The 20,570-nt window shown below is 45.2% G+C and carries 18 protein-coding genes, 1 tRNA gene and 1 pseudogene; 12 read left to right on the top strand and 8 right to left on the bottom strand.

From position 1 onward, the window contains the following. Window positions 1-483 precede the first annotated feature (483 nt). The 5 genes and pseudogenes from B7L70_RS04935 to B7L70_RS04910 all read left to right on the top strand — a co-directional run bounded on the left by B7L70_RS04935 (window position 484) and on the right by B7L70_RS04910 (window position 3,910). The gene (locus B7L70_RS04935; protein ID WP_081226778.1) at window positions 484-1,053 is read left to right on the top strand and encodes a rhomboid family intramembrane serine protease; all 570 of its coding nucleotides are present in this window, start codon (window positions 484-486) and stop codon (window positions 1,051-1,053) included. Between the two features lie 81 nt (window positions 1,054-1,134). Continuing rightward, window positions 1,135-1,329 carry a hypothetical protein gene (locus B7L70_RS04930; RefSeq protein ID WP_081226777.1) on the top strand — a complete coding sequence of 65 codons (195 nt, stop codon included), beginning with the start codon at window positions 1,135-1,137 and terminating at the stop codon, window positions 1,327-1,329. A gap of 4 nt (window positions 1,330-1,333) precedes the next feature. Then, window positions 1,334-2,071, top strand: a pseudogene (locus B7L70_RS13915) (peptide-N4-asparagine amidase). 32 nt (window positions 2,072-2,103) lie between these two features. Further along, the gene (locus tag B7L70_RS04915) at window positions 2,104-2,925 is read left to right on the top strand and encodes a hypothetical protein (protein ID WP_081226774.1); all 822 of its coding nucleotides are present in this window, start codon (window positions 2,104-2,106) and stop codon (window positions 2,923-2,925) included. A 280-nt stretch (window positions 2,926-3,205) separates the two neighbouring features. Beyond that, window positions 3,206-3,910: a DUF72 domain-containing protein gene (locus B7L70_RS04910; protein WP_081226773.1), complete on the top strand. Its 705-nt coding sequence runs from the start codon at window positions 3,206-3,208 to the stop codon at window positions 3,908-3,910. Window positions 3,911-3,917: 7 nt separating this feature from the next. Here the strand turns inward: B7L70_RS04910 and B7L70_RS04905 are convergent, their stop codons facing one another. Both B7L70_RS04905 and B7L70_RS04900 read right to left on the bottom strand, forming a co-directional pair. Next, the gene (locus B7L70_RS04905) at window positions 3,918-5,126 is read right to left on the bottom strand and encodes an MFS transporter (protein ID WP_238376110.1); all 1,209 of its coding nucleotides are present in this window, start codon (window positions 5,124-5,126) and stop codon (window positions 3,918-3,920) included. A 47-nt stretch (window positions 5,127-5,173) separates the two neighbouring features. Further along, window positions 5,174-6,112 (bottom strand): prenyltransferase, encoded by a 939-nt coding sequence (locus B7L70_RS04900; RefSeq protein WP_081226772.1) that lies wholly within the window; start codon window positions 6,110-6,112, stop codon window positions 5,174-5,176. Window positions 6,113-6,191: 79 nt separating this feature from the next. On the opposite strand from B7L70_RS04900, the gene B7L70_RS04895 reads away from it, so the two are divergent. The 4 genes from B7L70_RS04895 (at window position 6,192) to B7L70_RS04875 (ending at window position 13,503) form a co-directional block, all read left to right on the top strand. Further along, window positions 6,192-7,631: a UbiD family decarboxylase gene (locus B7L70_RS04895; RefSeq protein ID WP_081226771.1), complete on the top strand. Its 1,440-nt coding sequence runs from the start codon at window positions 6,192-6,194 to the stop codon at window positions 7,629-7,631. Between the two features lie 40 nt (window positions 7,632-7,671). Next, window positions 7,672-8,505, top strand: coding sequence for an NAD(P)-dependent oxidoreductase (locus B7L70_RS04890; protein WP_081226770.1), 834 nt, complete (start codon window positions 7,672-7,674; stop codon window positions 8,503-8,505). Between the two features lie 329 nt (window positions 8,506-8,834). Then, entirely contained in the window at window positions 8,835-12,422 is a 3,588-nt protein-coding gene (locus tag B7L70_RS04880) for a hypothetical protein (protein WP_143701541.1), read from the top strand. Window positions 12,423-12,519: 97 nt separating this feature from the next. Further along, window positions 12,520-13,503 carry a hypothetical protein gene (locus B7L70_RS04875; RefSeq protein WP_101940237.1) on the top strand — a complete coding sequence of 328 codons (984 nt, stop codon included), beginning with the start codon at window positions 12,520-12,522 and terminating at the stop codon, window positions 13,501-13,503. Window positions 13,504-13,728: 225 nt separating this feature from the next. Here B7L70_RS04875 and B7L70_RS13910 read toward each other — a convergent pair whose 3' ends face one another. Then, window positions 13,729-14,688, bottom strand: a complete 960-nt coding sequence (locus tag B7L70_RS13910) for an FHA domain-containing protein (protein WP_238376109.1) — start codon at window positions 14,686-14,688, stop codon at window positions 13,729-13,731. A gap of 97 nt (window positions 14,689-14,785) precedes the next feature. On the opposite strand from B7L70_RS13910, the gene B7L70_RS04865 reads away from it, so the two are divergent. Then, complete coding sequence (locus tag B7L70_RS04865; RefSeq protein ID WP_081226765.1) at window positions 14,786-16,489, top strand: FHA domain-containing serine/threonine-protein kinase; 1,704 nt, start codon at window positions 14,786-14,788, stop codon at window positions 16,487-16,489. Here B7L70_RS04865 and B7L70_RS04860 read toward each other — a convergent pair. The 4 genes from B7L70_RS04860 to B7L70_RS14110 all read right to left on the bottom strand — a co-directional run bounded on the left by B7L70_RS04860 (window position 16,486) and on the right by B7L70_RS14110 (window position 19,737). After that, window positions 16,486-17,499 (bottom strand): PP2C family serine/threonine-protein phosphatase, encoded by a 1,014-nt coding sequence (locus B7L70_RS04860; protein WP_081226764.1) that lies wholly within the window; start codon window positions 17,497-17,499, stop codon window positions 16,486-16,488. The two genes, B7L70_RS04865 and B7L70_RS04860, sit on opposite strands and share 4 nt — an antisense overlap. A gap of 181 nt (window positions 17,500-17,680) precedes the next feature. Further along, on the bottom strand, window positions 17,681-19,060 hold the full coding sequence (locus B7L70_RS04855) for a hypothetical protein (protein WP_081226763.1): 1,380 nt from the start codon (window positions 19,058-19,060) through the stop codon (window positions 17,681-17,683). 227 nt (window positions 19,061-19,287) lie between these two features. Continuing rightward, a tRNA-Ser gene (locus B7L70_RS13310) sits at window positions 19,288-19,407 on the bottom strand. Window positions 19,408-19,605: 198 nt separating this feature from the next. Further along, window positions 19,606-19,737, bottom strand: a complete 132-nt coding sequence (locus B7L70_RS14110) for a hypothetical protein (protein ID WP_255408844.1) — start codon at window positions 19,735-19,737, stop codon at window positions 19,606-19,608. 95 nt (window positions 19,738-19,832) lie between these two features. On the opposite strand from B7L70_RS14110, the gene B7L70_RS13730 reads away from it, so the two are divergent. Further along, on the top strand, window positions 19,833-20,168 hold the full coding sequence (locus B7L70_RS13730; protein ID WP_238376108.1) for a hypothetical protein: 336 nt from the start codon (window positions 19,833-19,835) through the stop codon (window positions 20,166-20,168). Between the two features lie 13 nt (window positions 20,169-20,181). Here B7L70_RS13730 and B7L70_RS13305 read toward each other — a convergent pair whose 3' ends face one another. Continuing rightward, entirely contained in the window at window positions 20,182-20,346 is a 165-nt protein-coding gene (locus tag B7L70_RS13305) for a hypothetical protein (RefSeq protein ID WP_162009103.1), read from the bottom strand. Between the two features lie 54 nt (window positions 20,347-20,400). Here B7L70_RS13305 and B7L70_RS13300 point away from each other — a divergent pair, with 54 nt between their 5' ends. Further along, the gene (locus B7L70_RS13300) at window positions 20,401-20,565 is read left to right on the top strand and encodes a hypothetical protein (RefSeq protein ID WP_162009102.1); all 165 of its coding nucleotides are present in this window, start codon (window positions 20,401-20,403) and stop codon (window positions 20,563-20,565) included. Window positions 20,566-20,570 lie beyond the last annotated feature (5 nt).

Below are 20,570 nucleotides of genomic sequence, written 5' to 3'. Positions count from 1 at the left end.
CTACAACCCCTAGCCAACTCACCAAAAACAAAATTGAGCGGATGCATTCTGCCATAAGCTCATGGGCAAGCCTCTTTATAAACAGTCCTTCTACCCACCCTTTAAGTGATTCATTGATTTCCTCACCTACCCTAATCGGTCTCCCAAAAGGTCATGAAAGACCTAAACCAACACCGTAGATCGCTTAACCCTTAAGCGGTTATTTATTATTAAGGATCAACAACCACCTAAGTCATTGGCTAAGTTAGCATAGGAGTTGCTGATCCCTATTGGTCTGAGATGTTGCCTGGATCACGTGAGGAATTCCACGAGACTAAGCTTGATAGTGGATTTATCAAGACCAGAGAACCGTACGCATTCAAGCTAATTGATGGAGCTAACAAGTTATACGAATGTAACGTTATTAAGTAAACAACCAAGTTATCTAGCACTTTAACATGATTGTGCGATAAGCATTTAAGAGATGAGGAGGCAGGTAGATCGATGTATAGATTTAGAAATACATTGGTTGTATTCATAATATCCACAATATTCTCAATACCCGTACTGGCTGTGACCAGTAATCGAACCCTATATAATACACTAATGGCTTTACTCGGTTCCACATGGCCGCCAATAACCATTTGGGGCTTTGTGACAGCAATATTCACCCACCCCACAGTCCTGGATTATGCCTTCGACGTGATGACGCTGTGGCTCATAGGTCCATTCTTCGAAACTGTGTATGGATCGAGGAATTTCTGGTCCACGTTCCTACTGAGCGGCGTTGCGTCAACCCTATCGCCGATACTGTACTACGCCATGGGGACGCCTGTAATAGTTGGTGGATCCTCGGGCGCGTTGTTTGGGCTCGTGGGCTTCATAATAGCAACACCATATCGAGGAGTCATCCTGTCCAACCCAATAAACATACTAGCCATAATATTCTTACTATCACCACTGGCATTCGCCTTCGGCATCGCCTATCTAGGTCACTTACTTAGTTTTATCATCGGCTTAATCATGGGGTATGCGTACAGTCGTAAGATAGTATTGCCGGAGCCCGTTTTTTAGTAGTTTGATTACATGATGTAATTCATTATGTTAAGGAATAGAAAAGGCAATACTTATAAGTATAAAGAATACTGGGTTATTATGACAAAGGTATGGGCAACAATAGTCTTAACACTAGTGTTAATGCTTTCGCTGGTTGTGTTACCAGCAATGGCAAATCAAATACAACGCCCACAACTACTCAACTCGACAATGACGATAATCCCGAAGGACCCCTTCGTTACGTACAACGGTTTTTTACTCATTCGAGGCTTATCAACCATTACCACCAGGTAAACTAATGGTTATACCCATACTTACAAATGCCGTTTTCCCGTACGACCTAAACAATGCGTATGCCACGATACCCCAAAACGCCACGGTATGCATACCACCTGGATCCTATAGCATGATCATACTAAACGTGACAATAACGAAGACCGGTGGTCCGCAGTACGATAGAGCACTGTACATATTTGCAAATGGTGTACCCGTGTTCTGGGGTTCAACGTAGGAAATATTCAACTCCACTGCGTGGTCTGACTTAACAATTTTCGAGAACATGTTGGTGGGTAGCTGCGTTAGGTTCCAGGTCATCCTGCCGAATTGGATTGTGCCGAGCATAGGCGTTACCGGTTACTACATACTCAATGCAACACTTTACCTGTATAAGGGACCCGCGCCTCCAAATCTGCCGAATTACTTCATACCAATAGCACCGAATGCCTATGGTGTTTCCCTGATAGGGCTCAATCCATTCCATGACAATGTGACCTACAGCATTAACCTGCCCAGGGGCACGTATAGGGCAGTCCTGCTCATGTACACCGAGGGTGGTGAGTTGGATGAGTTTTGGTACACAAATGAGCCGGCCACCAGGAGCTTACTTGTTTATTACAATGGTTACCTAGCAGCGGTCTTCAATCCATTCGAGACAATATACACAGGCGGTATTGACCCATTCATGTGGAAGCCCATGCCCTCCATAAACACGCTGTCCTTCCACAACCCATACGTAGCCGACATACGCCATTACTAGCCACAGGCCTTAATGGTACGCTCTCGATAACAATGACTAACCTGTACGAGGCATATCAATTAATGGGGCTTCCATACTTCACATGGACAGTGTCTGGGGTCCTAATGCTTTGGGTTAATAACTCAAACCCACTGATTAGTGGTAAATTAATAACGGCTCAATCGAGCTTCTTCGACTCAGGGCCCATATTCTCAACAACCCCAACAGGGTTGACGCAGTATGTTGAGTATGGTAATTACTCGATAAACTACGTGGCAGTTCTCATGTATAGGTACGGCAGTGAGATGGCACATACTGAGCAGAGCGGTGTCTTTAATGCGTTCCAACTATTCAATGCGGTGATGGAGTACGGAACATTGAGCGAGAACTTCACGGAGACGGCGCAGGAAACCCTACCCAGTGGTGAAGTCTTCACGTTATCCTTCGCAGGTAAGTACCCAATAGTGTTTAATGTAACCGCTTACATAACGCCGCTAGGTCCAACGACTAAGTACCCATACCCAGCAGCCTATGTTCAGTACGCCACTGTGAACCTAACAATGATGGCGCGTGAGGAGGGATCAACGCCAAGTATGGCGTATAAGAGCGATATAGATGAGACACTTAACTCATACGGCTTCATGAACCTATCACTACTCATAATAAATCCATACGGAGGTGCCGTGATCATAGGGATCTCGGGTAATTACGCAAGGACGAGTAAGGACTTAGTATCCGTAGTCACGTACTCAAGCCCTGTGGGCATACCAGGCTGGCTTGAGCAATTCAGGGCATTGGCGGTATCACCAAATGCCACAGACCTCATTGGGTATTACCAATACGTCATACTGAGGTTGATGAGGGTTGGCTGGTAATAGGTTACGCCATTAATATGGTACCTCCCCATTAAAATCATCTTCATCATCCCATTGCTTAGGTATACATCATAACCTAGATCATCCGTTGACCCAATCATCCCTAAAGAATCAACGAACTGGGATTTTAGTCCCTTACTTAGTCGCAATAATGGTCAATTTTTGTAGATCGTTCAGCCCTCCAGGTGATCATCATTTAGCTCTGTTGTCCCGACAGCCTTCATCACTACCGTGAATATGGCGGTTTAAGGGTTATTTAAGGCATTAGCGACTTAGTGCTGTGGAGTTTTTCGTTGGCACATCAGGTTGGTTATACGATTGGAATGAGGACTCAACATTCGATTGGTATGCGAGGAACTCCGGGCTTAATGCCGTGGAGTTAAACGCATCCTTCTACAGATTCCCATTTAAGAACCAGGTGGTCTCCTGGTCTCGCAAAGGTTCAAAACTGAGGTGGGCAGTCAAGGTGCATAGGTACATAACCCACGTTAAGAGATTGAAAGAGGATGCCCTAGAGACATGGCGCAAATTTAAGGAATTATTTAACCCGCTCGATCAATACGTAGACTTCTACCTATTCCAAATGCCACCAAGCTTCACCTACACTAAAGAGACCGTGGAGCGAGTAAGGCATTTTGCCCAAACAACAGGGCTTGGGCGTAGGTTTGCAATAGAGTTTAGGCATTCATCGTGGTTTAATGATGAAGCGTTGAGTGTAATGAGGGGTTTAGGCATAACCGTGGTATCCGTGGATGAGCCAGGAATCACCCGGGTTGTCACGACAAACGGTATAGTCTACCTTAGGCTCCATGGTAGGACTGATTGGTATTGGTATGAGTATAGTGAGGGGGAGCTCAGGGAGTTAGCGGTTAGGGTATTTTCGTTAAACCCATCTAGGGTTTACGTATTCTTCAATAACGATCACTGGATGCTTGAGAACGCCAGGGCAATGCTTAGGATACTCAACGAAATCACTGGGCATTAATCAGTAATCACCGGCTCCTTCTAGGTAGGGCTAATGTACCAATTATCGCTAGCAAAACACCGATGCCCATCATCAAAATCATCCCCAAACTCATGGGGGTCATCAGCACGACAAGCATCGGAGCCCAACCGCCAATCAACAAGCCCCAATTATACGAAACACCCAAACCACTGGCTCTAAAGTGCGTCTCAAACTTATCAAATAATACGTACGGCACCAATCCCATGGCGAAATTCTCGATGAAGGCAAGTAGGACAAGGTTTATGAAGTTTGGCTGTAGCAATAGGGCGAATGGTGCATAGGCTAGGGACGCGATTAGCGTGCCGATTATCAACCACCTATAGTTAATCACGAGGGCTAATGGACCTGAAAGCAACACCGCAATTATGGCGGCTATCGTTGACATGAGCATCACGCCCGGTATCAAGCCCGGCTCGTGCAACACATGGGCTAGGAAGTCCGAGTAGATCAAGTACGTGGAGTAGTAAATCATGAGCAAACCACCCGTAAATAAGACACCAACACCCAACCATCTACTTCCCTGCCTAAACAGTAACGCTAGTGGATTAGCCCTAGGCCTATACCATAACGGCGATTCCACAAGCCTACTCCTCACGGCAAAGGCCAATAGGGCAACTACCGCGCCAGTGGCTATGTAGACCCTCCAGAAATAATTATTAAATTCCATAGGACCAACCGCGCCCATAAATAATGCATAGACCAACGTAGCAATCACGACACCGATGGGGTAACCGCTCTGCACGAAGGCTGATGTCAACTCCCTCCTCCACCTACTCCACTCCATGATTAACGCCGTGCCAGGTCCCCACTCACCACCGAGGAATATTCCCTGTAAAAACCTCAGTATTAATAGCGATATTGGTGCCAACGTGCCAATGGCTAAGTACGTTGGTAGCAGGGCTATGGCAAGTGCCGAGAGACTGTAACCAAGCACAGTGACTAGCAAACCAACTCTCCTGCCGAACCTATCACCGACATAACCCATGATCACGGAACCCAGTGGTCTACCGATAAGCGTTGCCACGAGTGTCGAGACTCCACCGAGCAGTGAGTACGGGCCTGGAAAGAACAATTGCCCCAATAATGGCATGATTGGGGTAACGATTAACGCATCATATCCATCCATAACCCAACCGAGATATGCACTAATTACTGCCCTGGTCCTCATCCTTTCAAGGTTATTTGCGGTATGCACGCCATAGTTAATTGACGTATTTTTTAAGTTTTGTAGATGTACGAGGACTAGATTGATAAGGGTGGATAAATACGTGCAATGATCATTGTCGCTATGAATATTATGAGCATCAGCAACCTAACGCTGAAGGGTCCAGCCCATAGTTTCCTAAGCTCCCTCCACCTCTTCCTGACTTCATTTTCATCGCTCGCCAGTAGGGGGCTGGCAAGCCCTATTGTCCTGGGTATCAATGCAAACGTTACCAGTGATATATAGGGTAGGTAGTGGAGTATTGCGGAAACTATTATTGCCAGGTACATTATGGCTATGGATGAATAAACAATGTACTTAACATTCCTCAAACCAGCCAGTAGGACTAGGGTCATCTTACCAACAGCCCTGCAGGCATCAATCTCGAGCGCGCCGGAGCCCAGTAGTATCAGTAGTGTGAAGAGGCCATTTGGTATACCGACAATTAATGGTGCAGGGTTTGTGTAAATGCCCGTTTGGACTATGTACGAGCCCCAAGTGACCAGGGGTCCCATGGCTATGGCAGCCAAAACCTCACCAACACCCCTATAGTGAAGCTTTAGTGGTGGTACACTATAACCAACACCAATCAACAAACCCGCAACAGCCAGCGCTATCACGGACCACCCAGCGATTAGGAATAGGTACACACCAGCTATAAAGGCTATTGCGAGAAATACATAGCCCACGGCAATTACGCTCCTGGGTTTAAGGCCAAAGTCTATAATTGGGTGTGGCCTATGGGAAAAGCCGCTCGATCTATATATTACATCAACGCCACTTAGGTAATCGTAGTAATCATGTACCAGGTTAACACCAGCCTGGGCGAGCAGTAATGCAACCAGTGTTATTACGTAGGTTACAAAATCGAACTTGTTGTTTAAGTACCAAGCCAATGCGGTCCCCAGCGTCACCGACGAGAAGGCGCTGGTCAGGGTTGTGGGGCTGAATGACAATAGCCATGACTTAATACCCATCATATGGTGCAATTACGGGTTGGATTTAAGGATTACCAGCACCAGTAATAATTAATTCCCAATCCCCAGCTGTATTTACGTGGTCATTAAGAGCTTCAGGGAGTACCTAGATAAATTAAGGAGTGCGGGCGAGCTTGTTGAGATTAATGAGGAGGTTAGCGTCGACCTCGAGGTTGCGGCACTATTAAGGCAATTAATGTACAGCGGCGGTCCTGCCATGATAATAAGAAGGACCAGGGAGAGAACTTTACCAATCGTGGGCAACCTCTTTGGTAAATGGGATAGGGTTGCGATGGTTATGGAGGGTAGAAACCTAGGTGATGCCATTTCAGAGTTAACTAATATGATTAATTTCAGGGCACCTGGAGGTTTACTTGACGCGTTAAAATCATTGAGTGAGCTAAGAAGGTATGCCCAATACTTCCCCAAGTTCGTAAATAACGGGCCAGTTAGAAAGTACGAGTGGAGGGAGATTGATTTAACAAAGATACCAGCCATTAGGCAATGGCCTCACGAACCTGGTCGATTCATAACGTTCGGCATAACCTTCGTTAAATACGGCGATTATCGAAACTTCGGTTACTATAGACTACAGGTAGTCGGTAGAGATCGTTTCATAATGCATTGGCAACCATGGCGTAGGAGTGCCATGTACAGCGAATTAGAGGGTAAGGGTGAGGTAGCCGTGGTCTTTGGCCCGGACCCAGTCACGATGCTCATGGCGGGTGTTTCGATACCACATCCACTGGATAAACTGCTCATCACCGGCGTATTGAGGGGTGAGGGTGTTGAGTTGATTAGGGGTTCTACTGTTGATGTTGATTATCCAGCCGATGCCGAGCTCGTGATTGAGGGTGAATTGACAGGGGAGTATGCTAGGGAGGGGCCCTTTGGTGACCATGTTGGTGTCTACTCAATAGCCAAGGACTACCCAATCGTCAAGGTTAAAGCTATTTATTCAAGGGAGGAACCACTAATACCGGTCACGGTCACAGGTAAACCAACACTCGAGGATGGAAGCATAATAAGGTTTGGTAATGAAGTTATCAAACCAATGCTCACGCTCCTAATGCCCGAGATTGTGGATATCGAAATACCACCTGAGGGCCTTGGGTACGTAATGATAGTATCCATTAGGAAGAGGTACCCCGGGCACGCACGTAGGGTAATGCTCACACTGTGGGGCATGGTTCCAGTCCTGGGTAAAATAATCATCGTGACCGACCACGACATAGACATTAAAGACTTCCGCCAGGTCATGTATGCTGTAGCTGCACACGTAAATCCCGCCAGGGATGTGCTAATAATTAATGATTACCCAGTTGAGGAGCTCGACCCATCAACACCAATACCGAACCTGGGGAGTAAGGTGGGTATTGATGCAACAAGGAAATTACCTGAGGAATACGGAGGTAGAGAGTACCCCATGGATGTTGATGCCGACTTCCCAAAGGACATAATCGATAAAGTAAATAGGCTAATAAGCTCCACTATGGGTCGTAATGCGTCAAATAAATGACACAAAAGCTAATTTTAATGTATCGAAAAAGCGTAGGACAATGAAGTTCTGCATAGTGGGTCTGGGTAGGATGGGCAGGGGCATTGCCGTAAATCTCCTGGGGAGGGGCCACGTGGTTTATGGATACGACGTGAATAAATCGGTGTACCAATCACTAACAAATCTAGGACTAAGGGCACTTAATGACGCGTCAGAATGCCCCACCGATGTTGATTACGCAATACTTGCGCTACCCACAGGCAATGAAGTCATTGACGTACTTAAGCAATTACACACCAAATCAACAATCCTAGACACAACAACAATGGGCATCGAGGAATTAAACGAAGTGCTCAATACCGTCAATAGGGAGGGATTGAACTACCTAACCGTCAGACTCGAGGGAGGACCCAAGCAAGCCGAGTCAGGGACTCTAGTCATGTTCGTGGGTGGCGACGAGAAGCTATACAGGACCAGTGAGGAGGGACTCAGGCAACTGGGTACGCCAATATACGTAGGATCCCACGAACAAGCCACACTACTCAAGTTAATAAGCACGTCAATAATAATAGCCAATACGGCAATTCTGGCAGAGCTAATGCCGTTAATTAAGGAATTGAACTTAAACAACGACACACTAATGAAAGCGCTGACCATGAGCGGGGCAGACTCAGCACAACTAAGGACGAGACTACCCTGGATGCTGAACAACAACTACCCAGAATCATTCTCAATAAACCTAGCCAAATACGTCACAGAACAAACAATAAAGCACGCAACAAACAGAGGCAAAACACTACCACTACTAACCACAATAAACAAAACCCTCGAAACAGCCAACCAAAAGGGCCTCGGCAGAAAAGACTTCTCCGAAATGGCAGAATTAAATCAATAATCCATGGTCAATAATACGTTGCTTCCATGTACACGTGAATATTAACTAATTAAATTCACACTAATTAATACACAGGACTCGATGTATTTCTGTGATTACCTGCACCACATAGCTTCAACGCATCATAAGTCCAAATCTCTAGGTTCCCAACGGCATTATTTTAACAATGAAAAGACAACCACCTATTAAATCCGTACCTATTGATTGAGGTTCACGCACACCCTGGCTTATCACCACACCGCCAAGTTAGATTGTGAGTCTAACTGGAATTACATTTTCCCGCCTCAACATTAAAACTTAAAAAACTAAATTAGTGTAAAGTCAGAAGTATGGTACAAAGAGATAGACGCCCGTTAGTATTCAAAATCTTAACAGTAATATTACTCTTAGTATTCCTTGTAGATATCGCCTGCTTGGGACAACCAATAGCCAGAGCTCCAGGCCCATCAATCCAACAAACCATAGTTTTAAACCTACTATATGGCCAGCAATACTTCGGTGTACCGCATGTGTATATGGGCTATATTTCTAATACAAGTCGACCGTCAAAGTGGCCGATATATTATGGGCCGTCCAACGCGAGCTTATACTGGGCCGAGGGTAATCTCAGCAGTGACCAACCAGTACTTGAACTTGTTTCTATCGGGTCCTGGTATCCAGGGGTTATGTTCTGGAATGGGTATTTTAATGGTGGTAACATTACTGTATCAATGATCGGCACGTACTCAAGCGGAGGCATGCCCCTTGCCAACGGATCATCATACCCTATTGGCGGTTTTGTAATATACCTATTCCTAAACCCAACAACGTGGAACATAAGCCCACAATACAACTACACAATAATCAACGACTCGACGATAGCACCAGAATCACCAGTGATGGATGCTATACTTTTGCCACAGAGTTCAACACCATACCTCGTCATTCAGTGGGAACCATTCTGGCAGATATTCGGTACAGCCCCTGGTGCTACTGGGCAATGGAACGTGTGGATTGTGAACAACACCAAAGGTAATAACCCAAGCGTTAGCCCAAGCCCATCGTCAAACCTTGGCTATTCCATCATTACTCGCCCGCATGTAGGTTGGGATGGCATTGGCACAGGAGCATTCCAACCCAAACCGGGTGATTTGATCGATATCACCGTGACTTATGACCCAAGCACAAACACACTCACTGGCGTTGCTACCGACTTGAACACTACTCAATCGGCAAACTTCACCCTAAACCTAAACGGCTACTACACACCACCGAGTAGCGGCAATTACGTATTCGGAGTAGGAGCAGGCGTTATTGGTATGTTCGTCTTTGGAGCAAGTTATAATTACACTGGTATTTACCCTATTTCTTTCGATAGTTTTAATAATTGGGCCTTACTTTACACAGCAGTCTCCTTGCAATTAGCTCCTCCACCCATACCGCCTACTGTTTCTTCCTTGGCTGTTCAAGTATTTAGTGCTCCTAATAGGTTGGCTACTTCGGTGCCGGGCATCGTGTACGGAGTCCTCTACAATTCCTCTGGTTTTAGTGAGGTTGCCTACATGAACTCAAGCGGCTACCTCAACTTCTACGGTTTATCTCCAGGAACCTACACGCTTGAGGTCTACCACTACCCAAACACCGGGTTTAACTTCACGGAGTACTGGGGTAGTGAAACAATAAACATACAGCCAGGCTACAACACAGCCACCTTCATCAGAAACGAGCCAGTGATTTACAACGTGCAACCCATTGTAAGTAATGGGCAGATAACCATCAACATCACGGTCAATAACCCCTTAAGCGGGACTGTTAATGCCATGATTAATCTGTGGGTCGTCACGAACCCGTCGGAGGCTAATCCCAACGTACCCACGATAAGCGAGGCTGTGACCCTGAGCCCAGGCTTAAACACAATCGTATTCCATTACACACCGAACCAAACCGGCACTTATTACGTGTATGCGGAGTTGCTTGCCATGTATGAAACGCAGTACGTAGCCACAGATCAGTGGGGCTGGGCATCTGTGTCGGTGCAGCAACAATACCAATTGATCCTTGAAATAAGCAATACGCTGAATCAGCCCGTGAGTGTTACGATTAATGTCTATGAGTCAAATACGCAGTTCTCCCAAGGTAATCCTGTCTCTTTCCCTGAGACGATTACGATACAACCAGGTGGTGTTTCCATAGCATCCTTTAATCTAACACCGGGCATTTACGAATATAACTTAACATTAAACTATCCAATGACGTCCCTTGCGGTGATACCAAGCGCATACGGTTTTATTGCCTTGAATCAAAGCGAGGTTGTTCAGTTAACCTTAACCAATACCTATGTAGGTATGCGCCTGCTTCCGGTTAATCTGCCTGGTTCATTGGGGTGGTACGTTATTTTTGATAACATTATTATACCAGCATCAAGTAATGGTTATGTACCTATATACCTTGGAGGTTGGTTTGGTGTTGTTAATTTGCCGGTTGTTTCAATGAATCCGAACTATGTTCCACTGTTTTCCACAATACAGATTAATGCGACCTCGGCGGCGCTGTATTATAATGGTAGTACTATTTATTATGCCATCCCATTCATGGAAAACTCCGAGACCAACTATGTTGTGAGGTATAATGGTGTGGTGTGGAGTCCGTTATATAATGAGTATTCTCAACCCAACTTTGACTATGAATGGGAAGGTGGCTTCTCTTATGGTATGGCATCAACCGCAATACTCTACTACCTAGGCGAAGTACCACTACCAAGCCCCACAGCCACAACAACAAACCAACTTTACCTAGGCCCGATTACGAGTAATACCCATGCCCTGCAATACCTAACGGATGCCTCACTAGCCGTTGTGATTCATCAGTTCTTTGGTTTAGGAAATAGTACAGAGCAGGAGCCAGCCGATGTTGCGGCTTCCACGGCTGTTAATTATATAAACGACAACACGCCGGTAATACTGACCGTTGATTTCCCCTGGGGATACTACTCAGTTGTTGCATGGGGGTACATAGAAAAGCCGGACGGGTCCATAATTTTCCTGACCTACGATCCGAACTATCCGCAGATCATAACCTACGCCATCTACAACCCCACTAATCAATCCTTCATGTATTTCGGTGGGTCTGGTAACGTTGGGTATGTAATTAATGTAGTGGAGCCACAGCCAGTTGGTTTGTCGCAGTTCGCCCCGTCTCTTATGTCTACTCTGACTAACCTAAAGAATGTGCAGGTATACCTAAGTTTAGGATTACTACTTAACTATCGCTTATACGTAAGTACACTCCCAATAAATGTGTATTACGAAGCCAACACAAGTCAACCCTTAACCCCCATAGGGAATTTCACGAACATGTACTTCGTATCAAACGCAGCCCCTGGTTTGGTGGCTGGCTATGAGGATGGTGGTTCATCCTCACCCACATTCATTGTTGCTGTGCAGATGAATGCCTCAAACATCTGGATTGACCCAAATGGTACCCTGGAGGCTTTTTGGATTAGTAATCACACTGGCAAACCGGCTTTTGATGGTCTCGTCATTAATTCCACGAAACCCGTTTTCGTTAAGTTTGCCAATAAGACCGACATTGTCATAGCCTCGATGAGTAATACCACGGCGAAGATTGTGTTGTTCACGGTAACCAACAAAACAACCAAGACCTTCAATGCAACGCTTACGTTAATGAACGGGAAGGGCTACATGATTAACGCCAATTATACTGATCCACCAAAGACGAGCATCACAAGCATAAACGTAACGCTAAACCTAGCACCACAACCTACAACAAATGCTGTTGTTATTACGGAGCCTACTGGGTCTTCGTCTAGTTCCGTGCCTATTTGGGCTGTGGTTGTGGATGCCGTAGCCATAGTAATCATAGCAATATCAACCACAATACTAATAATGAGTAGGCGTAGGCAGGGGATCTCCTATTAGCAATTGGCGCAGATTTAAATGAGCAGTAATTATTCGGCGTTTTACGTCATAAATAACCTACTAAACGCTTAAAAGTTTGCTAATTAATTGCCTAGCAATGTCTCAGCAGGGTGGGGAGAGGGAGAAAACTAAGGTTGTCAGTGAGGGGCAGCAGCCACCGCAGTCGCCTTCACCGCCTGAGGAGACACCACCATCACCCCCACCTCCGCCACCTCCACCACCGCCTCCTCCGCCGCCCTCGCCTGGTGGTAAGGGTTTTAGGGGTTTTAAGTTTCTCCGTGGCTCTAATTTCTGGAGGTTTTTGGCTTTTGTTTTTGCTGCCTTGTTTGTGGTTGCGTTGATCATAGCCATAAGTCTCTATCTCTCATCAGCATCAGGCAATAACTACTGGCACAACAAGTACGAAGACCTATTATCACAATATAACACGCTCATGACGGATTACAGCGGCATGCAATCCCAATACAACTCCCTAGAGACCAACTACACAACACTAAAGAGCCAATATAACTCATTATACAATCAATATCAATCGCTCCAATCACAATACACAAACCTACAAAGCCAATACAACGCATTACAAAGCCAATACACAACACTAGAGTCAAACTATACAGCATTGAAGGTTAACTACAATAGCCTACAGAACCAATACTCAAGTATGCAATCCCAATATAACGCCCTAGAGACAAACTACACCAACTTACAGAATCAATATAACTCGTTGTATAATACGTACAATGGTATCCTTAATTGGCTAGGTAGTGGTAGCGGTAGTGGTAATTTAGGACCAAGTGCCTTCGCAATACCTGTCATAGTTATTATACCAAGTGGTTTCTCGGGAACCGTGAGTTTGACCGTGTCGAGTTCCCCAAATTCTGTGGAGGTCTTCGTAGTTGACACAGCCAACCTAATATATTTTGTCGAGGGTCAGTCACCCACATACTACCTCTCTGCCTTCGGCATGTACATAAATAAGCAAATCACCCTAGGTTCAGGGGTGTACTATGTGATTGTTTACAACCCAAGTAATGCATCATCAGTGTATTTCTCAATCAATGTGGTAACAACGTATTCATAGGGATTTAAAAGTGTACTGCAAATCATATTAAAACCACGGTAATATTATAGATTCCTAATAAGGTATCTCTCTGAGGTTTAATTTTCATTAACTGAAGAAATGATAAGGACATAGGCAGTACAAACGGAACCTGAGACTCGCTCCTTTAGGTATAGAACCGATATTAAGAAGCAGTAAGATATCAGTTGTCTCAGAGGTTTAAGCTGACAAAGGAGAAACATCTGTTTAACCTACCTGTTCAATACGGAAAACTATGTTCATAACGCCAGCCGGGCTTATTGTGTCGCCATTTTTCAGTTCCTGTGGTCCCTTGCCCTTGATTTCGACGCCGTTGAGTAGGGTTCCGTTTGTGCTGCCTAGATCTTCGATGAACCATTTCGTACCTCTTAGGTATATCTTGAAGTGCCCGCCCCTATCCTCCCTGGTTATGAAGTCGAGCGCATCCTTGGGAAGTCCATACCTCTCAAAGGTCTCCCTACCAAAGACCCTATAGGGCTCACTAACGGGTATCTCCATACCATTAGGAAGCCTCAACCTATAAAGCACAACACCGACCTTCGTCCTCTCCCTCTCTGGAGCCGTTATTGGAGCCTGCTGAATCGGGGCCGGTAACACCCTAGTCTGCTCCTCCTTAGCCCTTCCTCTACCCCCTATACCCTTACCTCCCATAATACGCATGACGGCGAGGACTCCGAGCACTGCCGCAACAACTGTGATGATTATCGTCGCTAACAACCACAATGGCAATGGTAGTGACTGTGAGTTTATGTTAATAGCAATTGGCGCTGCGTTAACACCGTCAATTGTTACATAAATTATCCATTGCCCGCTGGGGTTGGCTGTGGATACCTTAAAAAGCGCAAGTGTGGTCTTAACGCCAGCAGGTAATGTGTATTGATTGTTGATTAATGTAGTTAAAGTACCGGTTGGGTCCTTGACGGTTACTGTGACTGTTACTGGTTGTGCACAGCCTTGCTCATCTATAAGCGTTAAATACACGGTTTCGCCTGTTGTGAATGTGCTCTTAAAATTCCCTAGGGAGTCAGATGGGTATATGGTTATAGGTCCATAACAAGCACCTACGGAAACACTTGTTGGTGGTGCTTGGGCGAGGTAGGGTGTTGCCAGAGTCACTAATATAATTAGTAAAACGGTGGATCCTAGAATTATAGTTCTCCCTCTCATTGGTAAAACTCAGTATTTGTGATTTTTAAGTATTACGCATTGGTTTTGATGATTATTAAAGTTTAAAACTGCATTTGTGATTTATGCTCTAGGCTTTATGAGTGCGCTTTCGCCGAACTCCATTGTTTATGGTGATGGTGGTGGGAGGTATAGGGTGGTTAGGTTGCTTGGTGAGGGTGGTATGAGCAGGGTTTGGCTCGTTGAAGATCTTGCAGGTGGTAGGCAGGTGGTTATTAAGGAACCAAAAACAGAGGAGAACGCTGACGTGAATATTGAAGGGTTGAATAGGGAGGTCGAGGCATTACGTAAGTTAATGGGTGAGAGTTTAAGCGAGAAGCAGCGAGCCGTGGGTGCCACCACACAGTCCAGTTCGGTGATTGATAACACCCACCTAGTCTCGACTTTGATAGAGTGCTTTGGTGATTGCGAGGGATTATACTCGGATAGCTCCTCAGCTAGGGATAAGTGCTACGAGGTGTGCCTAAGGGGTTTTAATAGGTTTGTTTCAGCAATAGCGTTAAGTAATGATAATATTAATGCCTTAATTAATGATTGCAAGTCCTTCATCGGTAAGGTAGAGAGCCTATCAAAACTCTGCAGTGATAAAGTCCATAAAGACGCTGCGCAACAACAAGCAACTACGGTAAGTCCAGAGACCAAGCCTGCGCTTACTGAGACCCGTAAATTAGGGGGTTGTAGTGAGTATGTGGTTAACCTAATAGATCTTGCCTACTTACCTGACAAGTCGGGTCTCAAGTTCCCAGTTCTTGAGTTTGTTGAGGGGGTCTCGTTAAAGGAGTTCATTCAGAGGCAGGAGAGGATTCCCTGGGATGTACTGAGGCATTTGATGTACCAATTGCTCTATGCTATGGCTTGTGTCCATAGCACAGGTGTTGTGCATAGGGATATTAGGCCCGTTAACGTAGTTATTGATTGGTCTGGGCGCAAGGTGAAATTGATAGACTTCAGCACTGCGAAGTTCGATTATGAGGAGAAGGATAACTGGATTGTTGAGGCTGCAGGGGGCTACACGGCACCGGAGCAAAGGCTTGGTAAGTCTAGTAAGGGAAGCGATGTTTATTCGTTAGGTGCCGTACTACTCTTCATGTCGACTGGTGATGATCCTGAGAAGTTGCCACGGGGCATTGATGATATTGTAACATTAATTAGGAGGAGGGTTGATGGGATTGGTGACGAGGAGGTTAAGAAACTGCTCACATTCATAGGCAAGGCCATGAACCCGGAGCCTCAGCAGAGGTTTAGGGATGCTGTGGAGATGGCTAGGGTTTTTCATGAGGTGTTCTATGAGGGTAAGGAACTCACTGTGCAGTTACCACAGCAACTTCAGCCGTATGGTGTAGTGCTTGAGGGCTGTAGGCCGGTTGGTAAGTGGTTCCGTGTGAACCTAACGATCATGCTCATGAGAGGTGGTGAGTATGAGAGGTACGATGAGGTGGAGTTCGAGGTTGGGGATCACGAGTTAATAATCATTGGTAGGGAGAGACATAGGGGCTTTGTCAGGGTTGAGAAACGCTCGGGGGCGGTCTACGTCCTCATTAACGACCCATACCAGCACATAAGCAGGACCCACTGTCAAATTAATTGGTGTAATGATGGGTGGTTCATTAGGGACGTGAGCCAAAATGGCACCTGGGTCATAAACTCCACCGGCAAGCGCATATTCCTTAGAGGTGATCCTACGAGGTCAACCAGGCTCGATGATAATGATTACCTAATGCTAGCCTACATATCGCAGGACCAGCCGTACATAACCATATTGTTTAAGTACCAACAGGTTTAACCCTTTAGCCATACCGTCAATGCCGAGGCATCATCCTTGGAACCCAATGCCTTAGCGTACCTAACGAGATTCATCGAAATGAGCCATGGGTACCTATACCTCTTAGTCATGATCTTGATAGCCCCTAGACCAACCACATCCGAAACGCCATCAGACACCGACACCAGGTAATCATTATCATACAATTTACCACCTCTAACATGGACCTCATGAAGCAGGTAACCGATGGCCTGCGATATGGAGTGCCCAAAGACCTTGTCACTAACTGATAACTCCTCAACTGAGTCATTCACCACTAGGTATATTGGTGAGTCACCAACATTAACCACATAGAAATCGGCCTCGGCATCACCATCCTTATGCCCAATGACAACACCAGCCAAGGTCGAACCGAGACTAACACCCCTACCCGTATACTCATTATAGAGATCCTCATGAATCGACCTAACAATATCCCTAAGGGTATTACTATCAATACCACCATGAATTACCCTATTCGCAACCCTCCATACGAAGTTCATCGCCGTGAATGCACTTGCCACATCGCCCTTGCCGAACCCCCCAACGCCGTCAGCAACAATACCAATATGCCAATAATACCCACTGGAGCAATCACGTATTGAGATCTTCGCCGCAGAATCCTCATTAATCTCACTCGAAACACCAATCTCACTATATGGAGCGAGTATAACTAACCCTCTCACCCTATCGACATTAATTCGTTTCTCAGCACCTCTTAAATCACTGCTGTTAAAATCGCCCACGAACTCGTACTTACCATTAATAGCCACATAACCAACGGCATCATCACCAACACTCAGATAATCACCACCAAGGCAATAATTAACAAAATTACCTAGGTACTCCAACCTATCTAACAATAATCCCCTAAACTCACGCTCACCGCGCCCAGTAATTAACTTGCCTGAGAAGGTGACACCAAAATCACTAGGGCAATCAACAATCAGCAACTTAACACCGCCTCCACCGCGCCTAAACCCTAAACCCATTAAATCACCAGTTAACCAAACCTTAAATTAAAGATTTAGCTACTTAATACCTAATGATACTTCAATGCATGATTGGCGGCTCCTAAATAAGGAACTCTACGACATTGATCATTACCTAACTCATTAATAATTATGAAGTATAGCTATTTAATGCAAGGCTTAGTTTTACGGATATACGGCATCACCGCCTACTGCGCCTACTCATTATTAGTATTGTGGTTGATATTGCTATGATTACTATGGCTACGGCATCCACAACCACAGCCCAAATAGGCACAGCACTAAACCCGGTAGGCTCCGTAATAACGACATTGGCACCGGCAGAAGTAAGTACCTGCTGAGTTACTGCCACGTATAATAAAGCCCAATTAGCATAACCACCACCACTTGCTCCTACTCCGAATACGTAATTGCCGCTACTCGGTGGTGTGTAGTAATTGCCTAAGTTCAGCGTGAAGTTTGCTGACTGCCCTGTGGTTAAGTCTGTAGCAACACCAGTGAGCGTGTTCGTAAATGGGTCATAAGTCACAGTTATGTTAATTCGATCACCTGGGTTAGGCTGAAAAGCACCCGTGCCAATACCATCCCAACCAGCGTATAGGCTACCAATATTAGGCGATGGACTCGGATCGACACTCGGATTATTACCATTAGTATTACTCACAACCCACACATTCCACTGCCCAGTAGCACCATTGGTTCTATTCCCAATCTGCCAGTATGGGTCCCACTGAACCACTATGTACGGTGTCGAGCTCTGGGGATAGATAACATCGCCCTCAATAAGCGATGGATAAGTAGTACCTTTCCATGCAATTGTTGATGTGTATGGTATTGAGTTGTTGTATGCAGGACTTATGCCCCACGTCGTTGGGGTTAGGAATAGGTATATCTCGAAACCATCGGCAGGGGGAAATGAAGATGCCAATGAAGATTCAGCGTAGGATAAAAGGTGGGATATAAGTAATGATATAAGTGGTGATATATATGGTGGTATACCCATATTAGATAGAATAATTGATAAAAATTGATTTAAGTATTTTAAAAATGAAAGCGTGTTGAAGTACGTGCCAACAATCGTTATTTTCACCAAGCCCCCATTGTAGGTCTCGTTCCAGAACATGACGCCGGCTGTATTGTATTGACGGCTAGTTAATTCATTAGATAGGGAATAAATCCCATTAATTGCAGAATTCAATGTATTACCTACATTATTTAAATTAGTTATTAATTCAGTTAAATCAGCTAATAATTCACTGGTAGCTAATTCAAGCACCGGCTGGTTAGGTCTTGCATGACTAGTAGAGTTCCAGTAAATGCCCGCCAACAATGGATTGAGGTACATCGGCCACAGATTTATTGAGGTGCCATTATTATCACCCTGGTACACATGGGGCACGGTGAAGTTCTGCTGTCCATTCTCTAGGTTCATAATTACTTGTGTTGTGTAGTATTGGCTTGGGGTTGTGCCGAATTGTGCCGTGGTTGTTATGCTTATGAGCGCTAGTGCTATCAGCAGCATCATTGAGACTACGACTATTAGTCTTGATTTAGAAAGCACGAGCTAATTATTAAAATTAAGTATTTTTAATTTTTTCCCAAATGATTATTTCCCAAGTTTTATCAATACAACAATCCAGTATTGAGCATGGTAATAGTATAAAGTTAATTGCCTAGGATTCCCTCTATAAATGGTCAATGTACAAGGAAGAGAGAACAACACAAAACATAACAATTGCCCTAGGCGTAAAAACCAAACCCAAACCAAACCGCGTAAAACAATACTCTTGGTGCCGGGGCCGGGATTTGAACCCGGGCCCCCTTGCGGGGACGGACTTAGCAGGCCCGTAAAGGTCTCCGTAGTCGATACTGCGGAGATCGCCTTGGACCTGGCTCGGCCACCCCGGCGATGATTGCTTATTACTTATGGTTTAAAGGTTTTTGCTTCCCTAATTAGTTTTTAACCACGAGTATTATTCCTCGATAACGGTGTTCATTAACGTGCCTATGCCCACTATCTCATGAACCGAGGACACGCCTAATATAGGAGTTATCAACACGTGTGAATTTTGGTTGGGTTTTTACGGGAAAGGATTGGGAATGTTTTCACGCGGTGGCCAACGTAGGCGTTATTGTGGGTTTAGGCACTAGGAAGTATACAAGCACACCGATTAAGGCTATGGCAAGTACTATCACGGCTATTAACAATGCCTTATTTATATTCGTGTTTCTCGACATAGCCCCCTATCTATGGCTGGATTAATTAAAAATCTTACTAACACATGTAAGCAACACGGGAAATGCATATAGGCTTTTATTCAATACATTACTTGATGGCAATTAGGGTCAGAGTTAAGCTCTCCTCAATAATGGGAAAGGTCACAATAATTAAAGCATTGGTCACCACAGGTTACTATAGGAAGTTTGGTGAACCAATTACCAGGGAGGATTTAGAGAAGTTTGGCAACAAAATACAGCGGAACTACGTGGTAATGCTCTACACGGGATTCTCCAGGGCATGGGGTACCGAAGAGTTTACACCTCCTCACGCCAGCACTACTCTCGGTAGTTTTTCTATCATTGTTTTCGGTGCGTGTTGTTGTGTTGTGTGTTTGTTGTGGTTGCTCTTCATTAGTATTGTGTGGATGGTTGGTGTGGTTCATTTTTAGGGCTGGGTAAGCTCTATGTGAGTATTACCTTCGGTAGTTTCTTCATTATTTCCGGCTTTACGTGCCTCTGTATTAGGTTTTTGTCTGCATTGTAGTTGCTCTTAGCTGGTATGGTGTGCATATTGGTGCTCTTCGTTCCTGTGAAGCCTCGTTTACGGTTCAACTCGTCATTAACCACGTTCGTGGTACCTTATAAACCTAGTTGATAAGATAAGTATTGGCGGGTGTGGGTGTGGACTGGCCGCTAGCATGGCTGTTAACATATCGAGGAGCCAATTGCCAACTGTGGGGCTTCGTTTACAGTAAGTGTATGGGATCAAAACTATGCAGCGAGGCAGCCAAAACACTCATGAATGAGTTAAGTAAGCACAGGTGTTTCAATTATGCGCCGAATTAGGTGCA

It is taken from the genome of Vulcanisaeta sp. EB80 (assembly GCF_002078205.2).
Note: the sequence above shows the minus strand (reverse complement) of the source record. Positions and strands in the feature narration are given on the sequence as shown.

Excerpts from the sequence above, each read along its gene's own strand:
- B7L70_RS04935 (WP_081226778.1), top strand. The coding sequence starts at position 484 with ATGTATAGATTTAGAAATACATTGGTTGTATTCATAATATCCACAATA.
- B7L70_RS04930 (WP_081226777.1), top strand. The coding sequence starts at position 1,135 with ATGACAAAGGTATGGGCAACAATAGTCTTAACACTAGTGTTAATGCTT.
- B7L70_RS04915 (WP_081226774.1), top strand. The coding sequence starts at position 2,104 with ATGACTAACCTGTACGAGGCATATCAATTAATGGGGCTTCCATACTTC.
- B7L70_RS04900 (WP_081226772.1), bottom strand. The coding sequence starts at position 6,112 with ATGGGTATTAAGTCATGGCTATTGTCATTCAGCCCCACAACCCTGACC.
- B7L70_RS04890 (WP_081226770.1), top strand. The coding sequence starts at position 7,672 with ATGAAGTTCTGCATAGTGGGTCTGGGTAGGATGGGCAGGGGCATTGCC.
- B7L70_RS04880 (WP_143701541.1), top strand. The coding sequence starts at position 8,835 with ATGGTACAAAGAGATAGACGCCCGTTAGTATTCAAAATCTTAACAGTA.
- B7L70_RS04875 (WP_101940237.1), top strand. The coding sequence starts at position 12,520 with ATGTCTCAGCAGGGTGGGGAGAGGGAGAAAACTAAGGTTGTCAGTGAG.
- B7L70_RS13910 (WP_238376109.1), bottom strand. The coding sequence starts at position 14,688 with ATGAGAGGGAGAACTATAATTCTAGGATCCACCGTTTTACTAATTATA.
- B7L70_RS04865 (WP_081226765.1), top strand. The coding sequence starts at position 14,786 with ATGAGTGCGCTTTCGCCGAACTCCATTGTTTATGGTGATGGTGGTGGG.
- B7L70_RS04860 (WP_081226764.1), bottom strand. The coding sequence starts at position 17,499 with ATGGGTTTAGGGTTTAGGCGCGGTGGAGGCGGTGTTAAGTTGCTGATT.
- B7L70_RS14110 (WP_255408844.1), bottom strand. The coding sequence starts at position 19,737 with ATGTCGAGAAACACGAATATAAATAAGGCATTGTTAATAGCCGTGATA.
- B7L70_RS13730 (WP_238376108.1), top strand. The coding sequence starts at position 19,833 with ATGGCAATTAGGGTCAGAGTTAAGCTCTCCTCAATAATGGGAAAGGTC.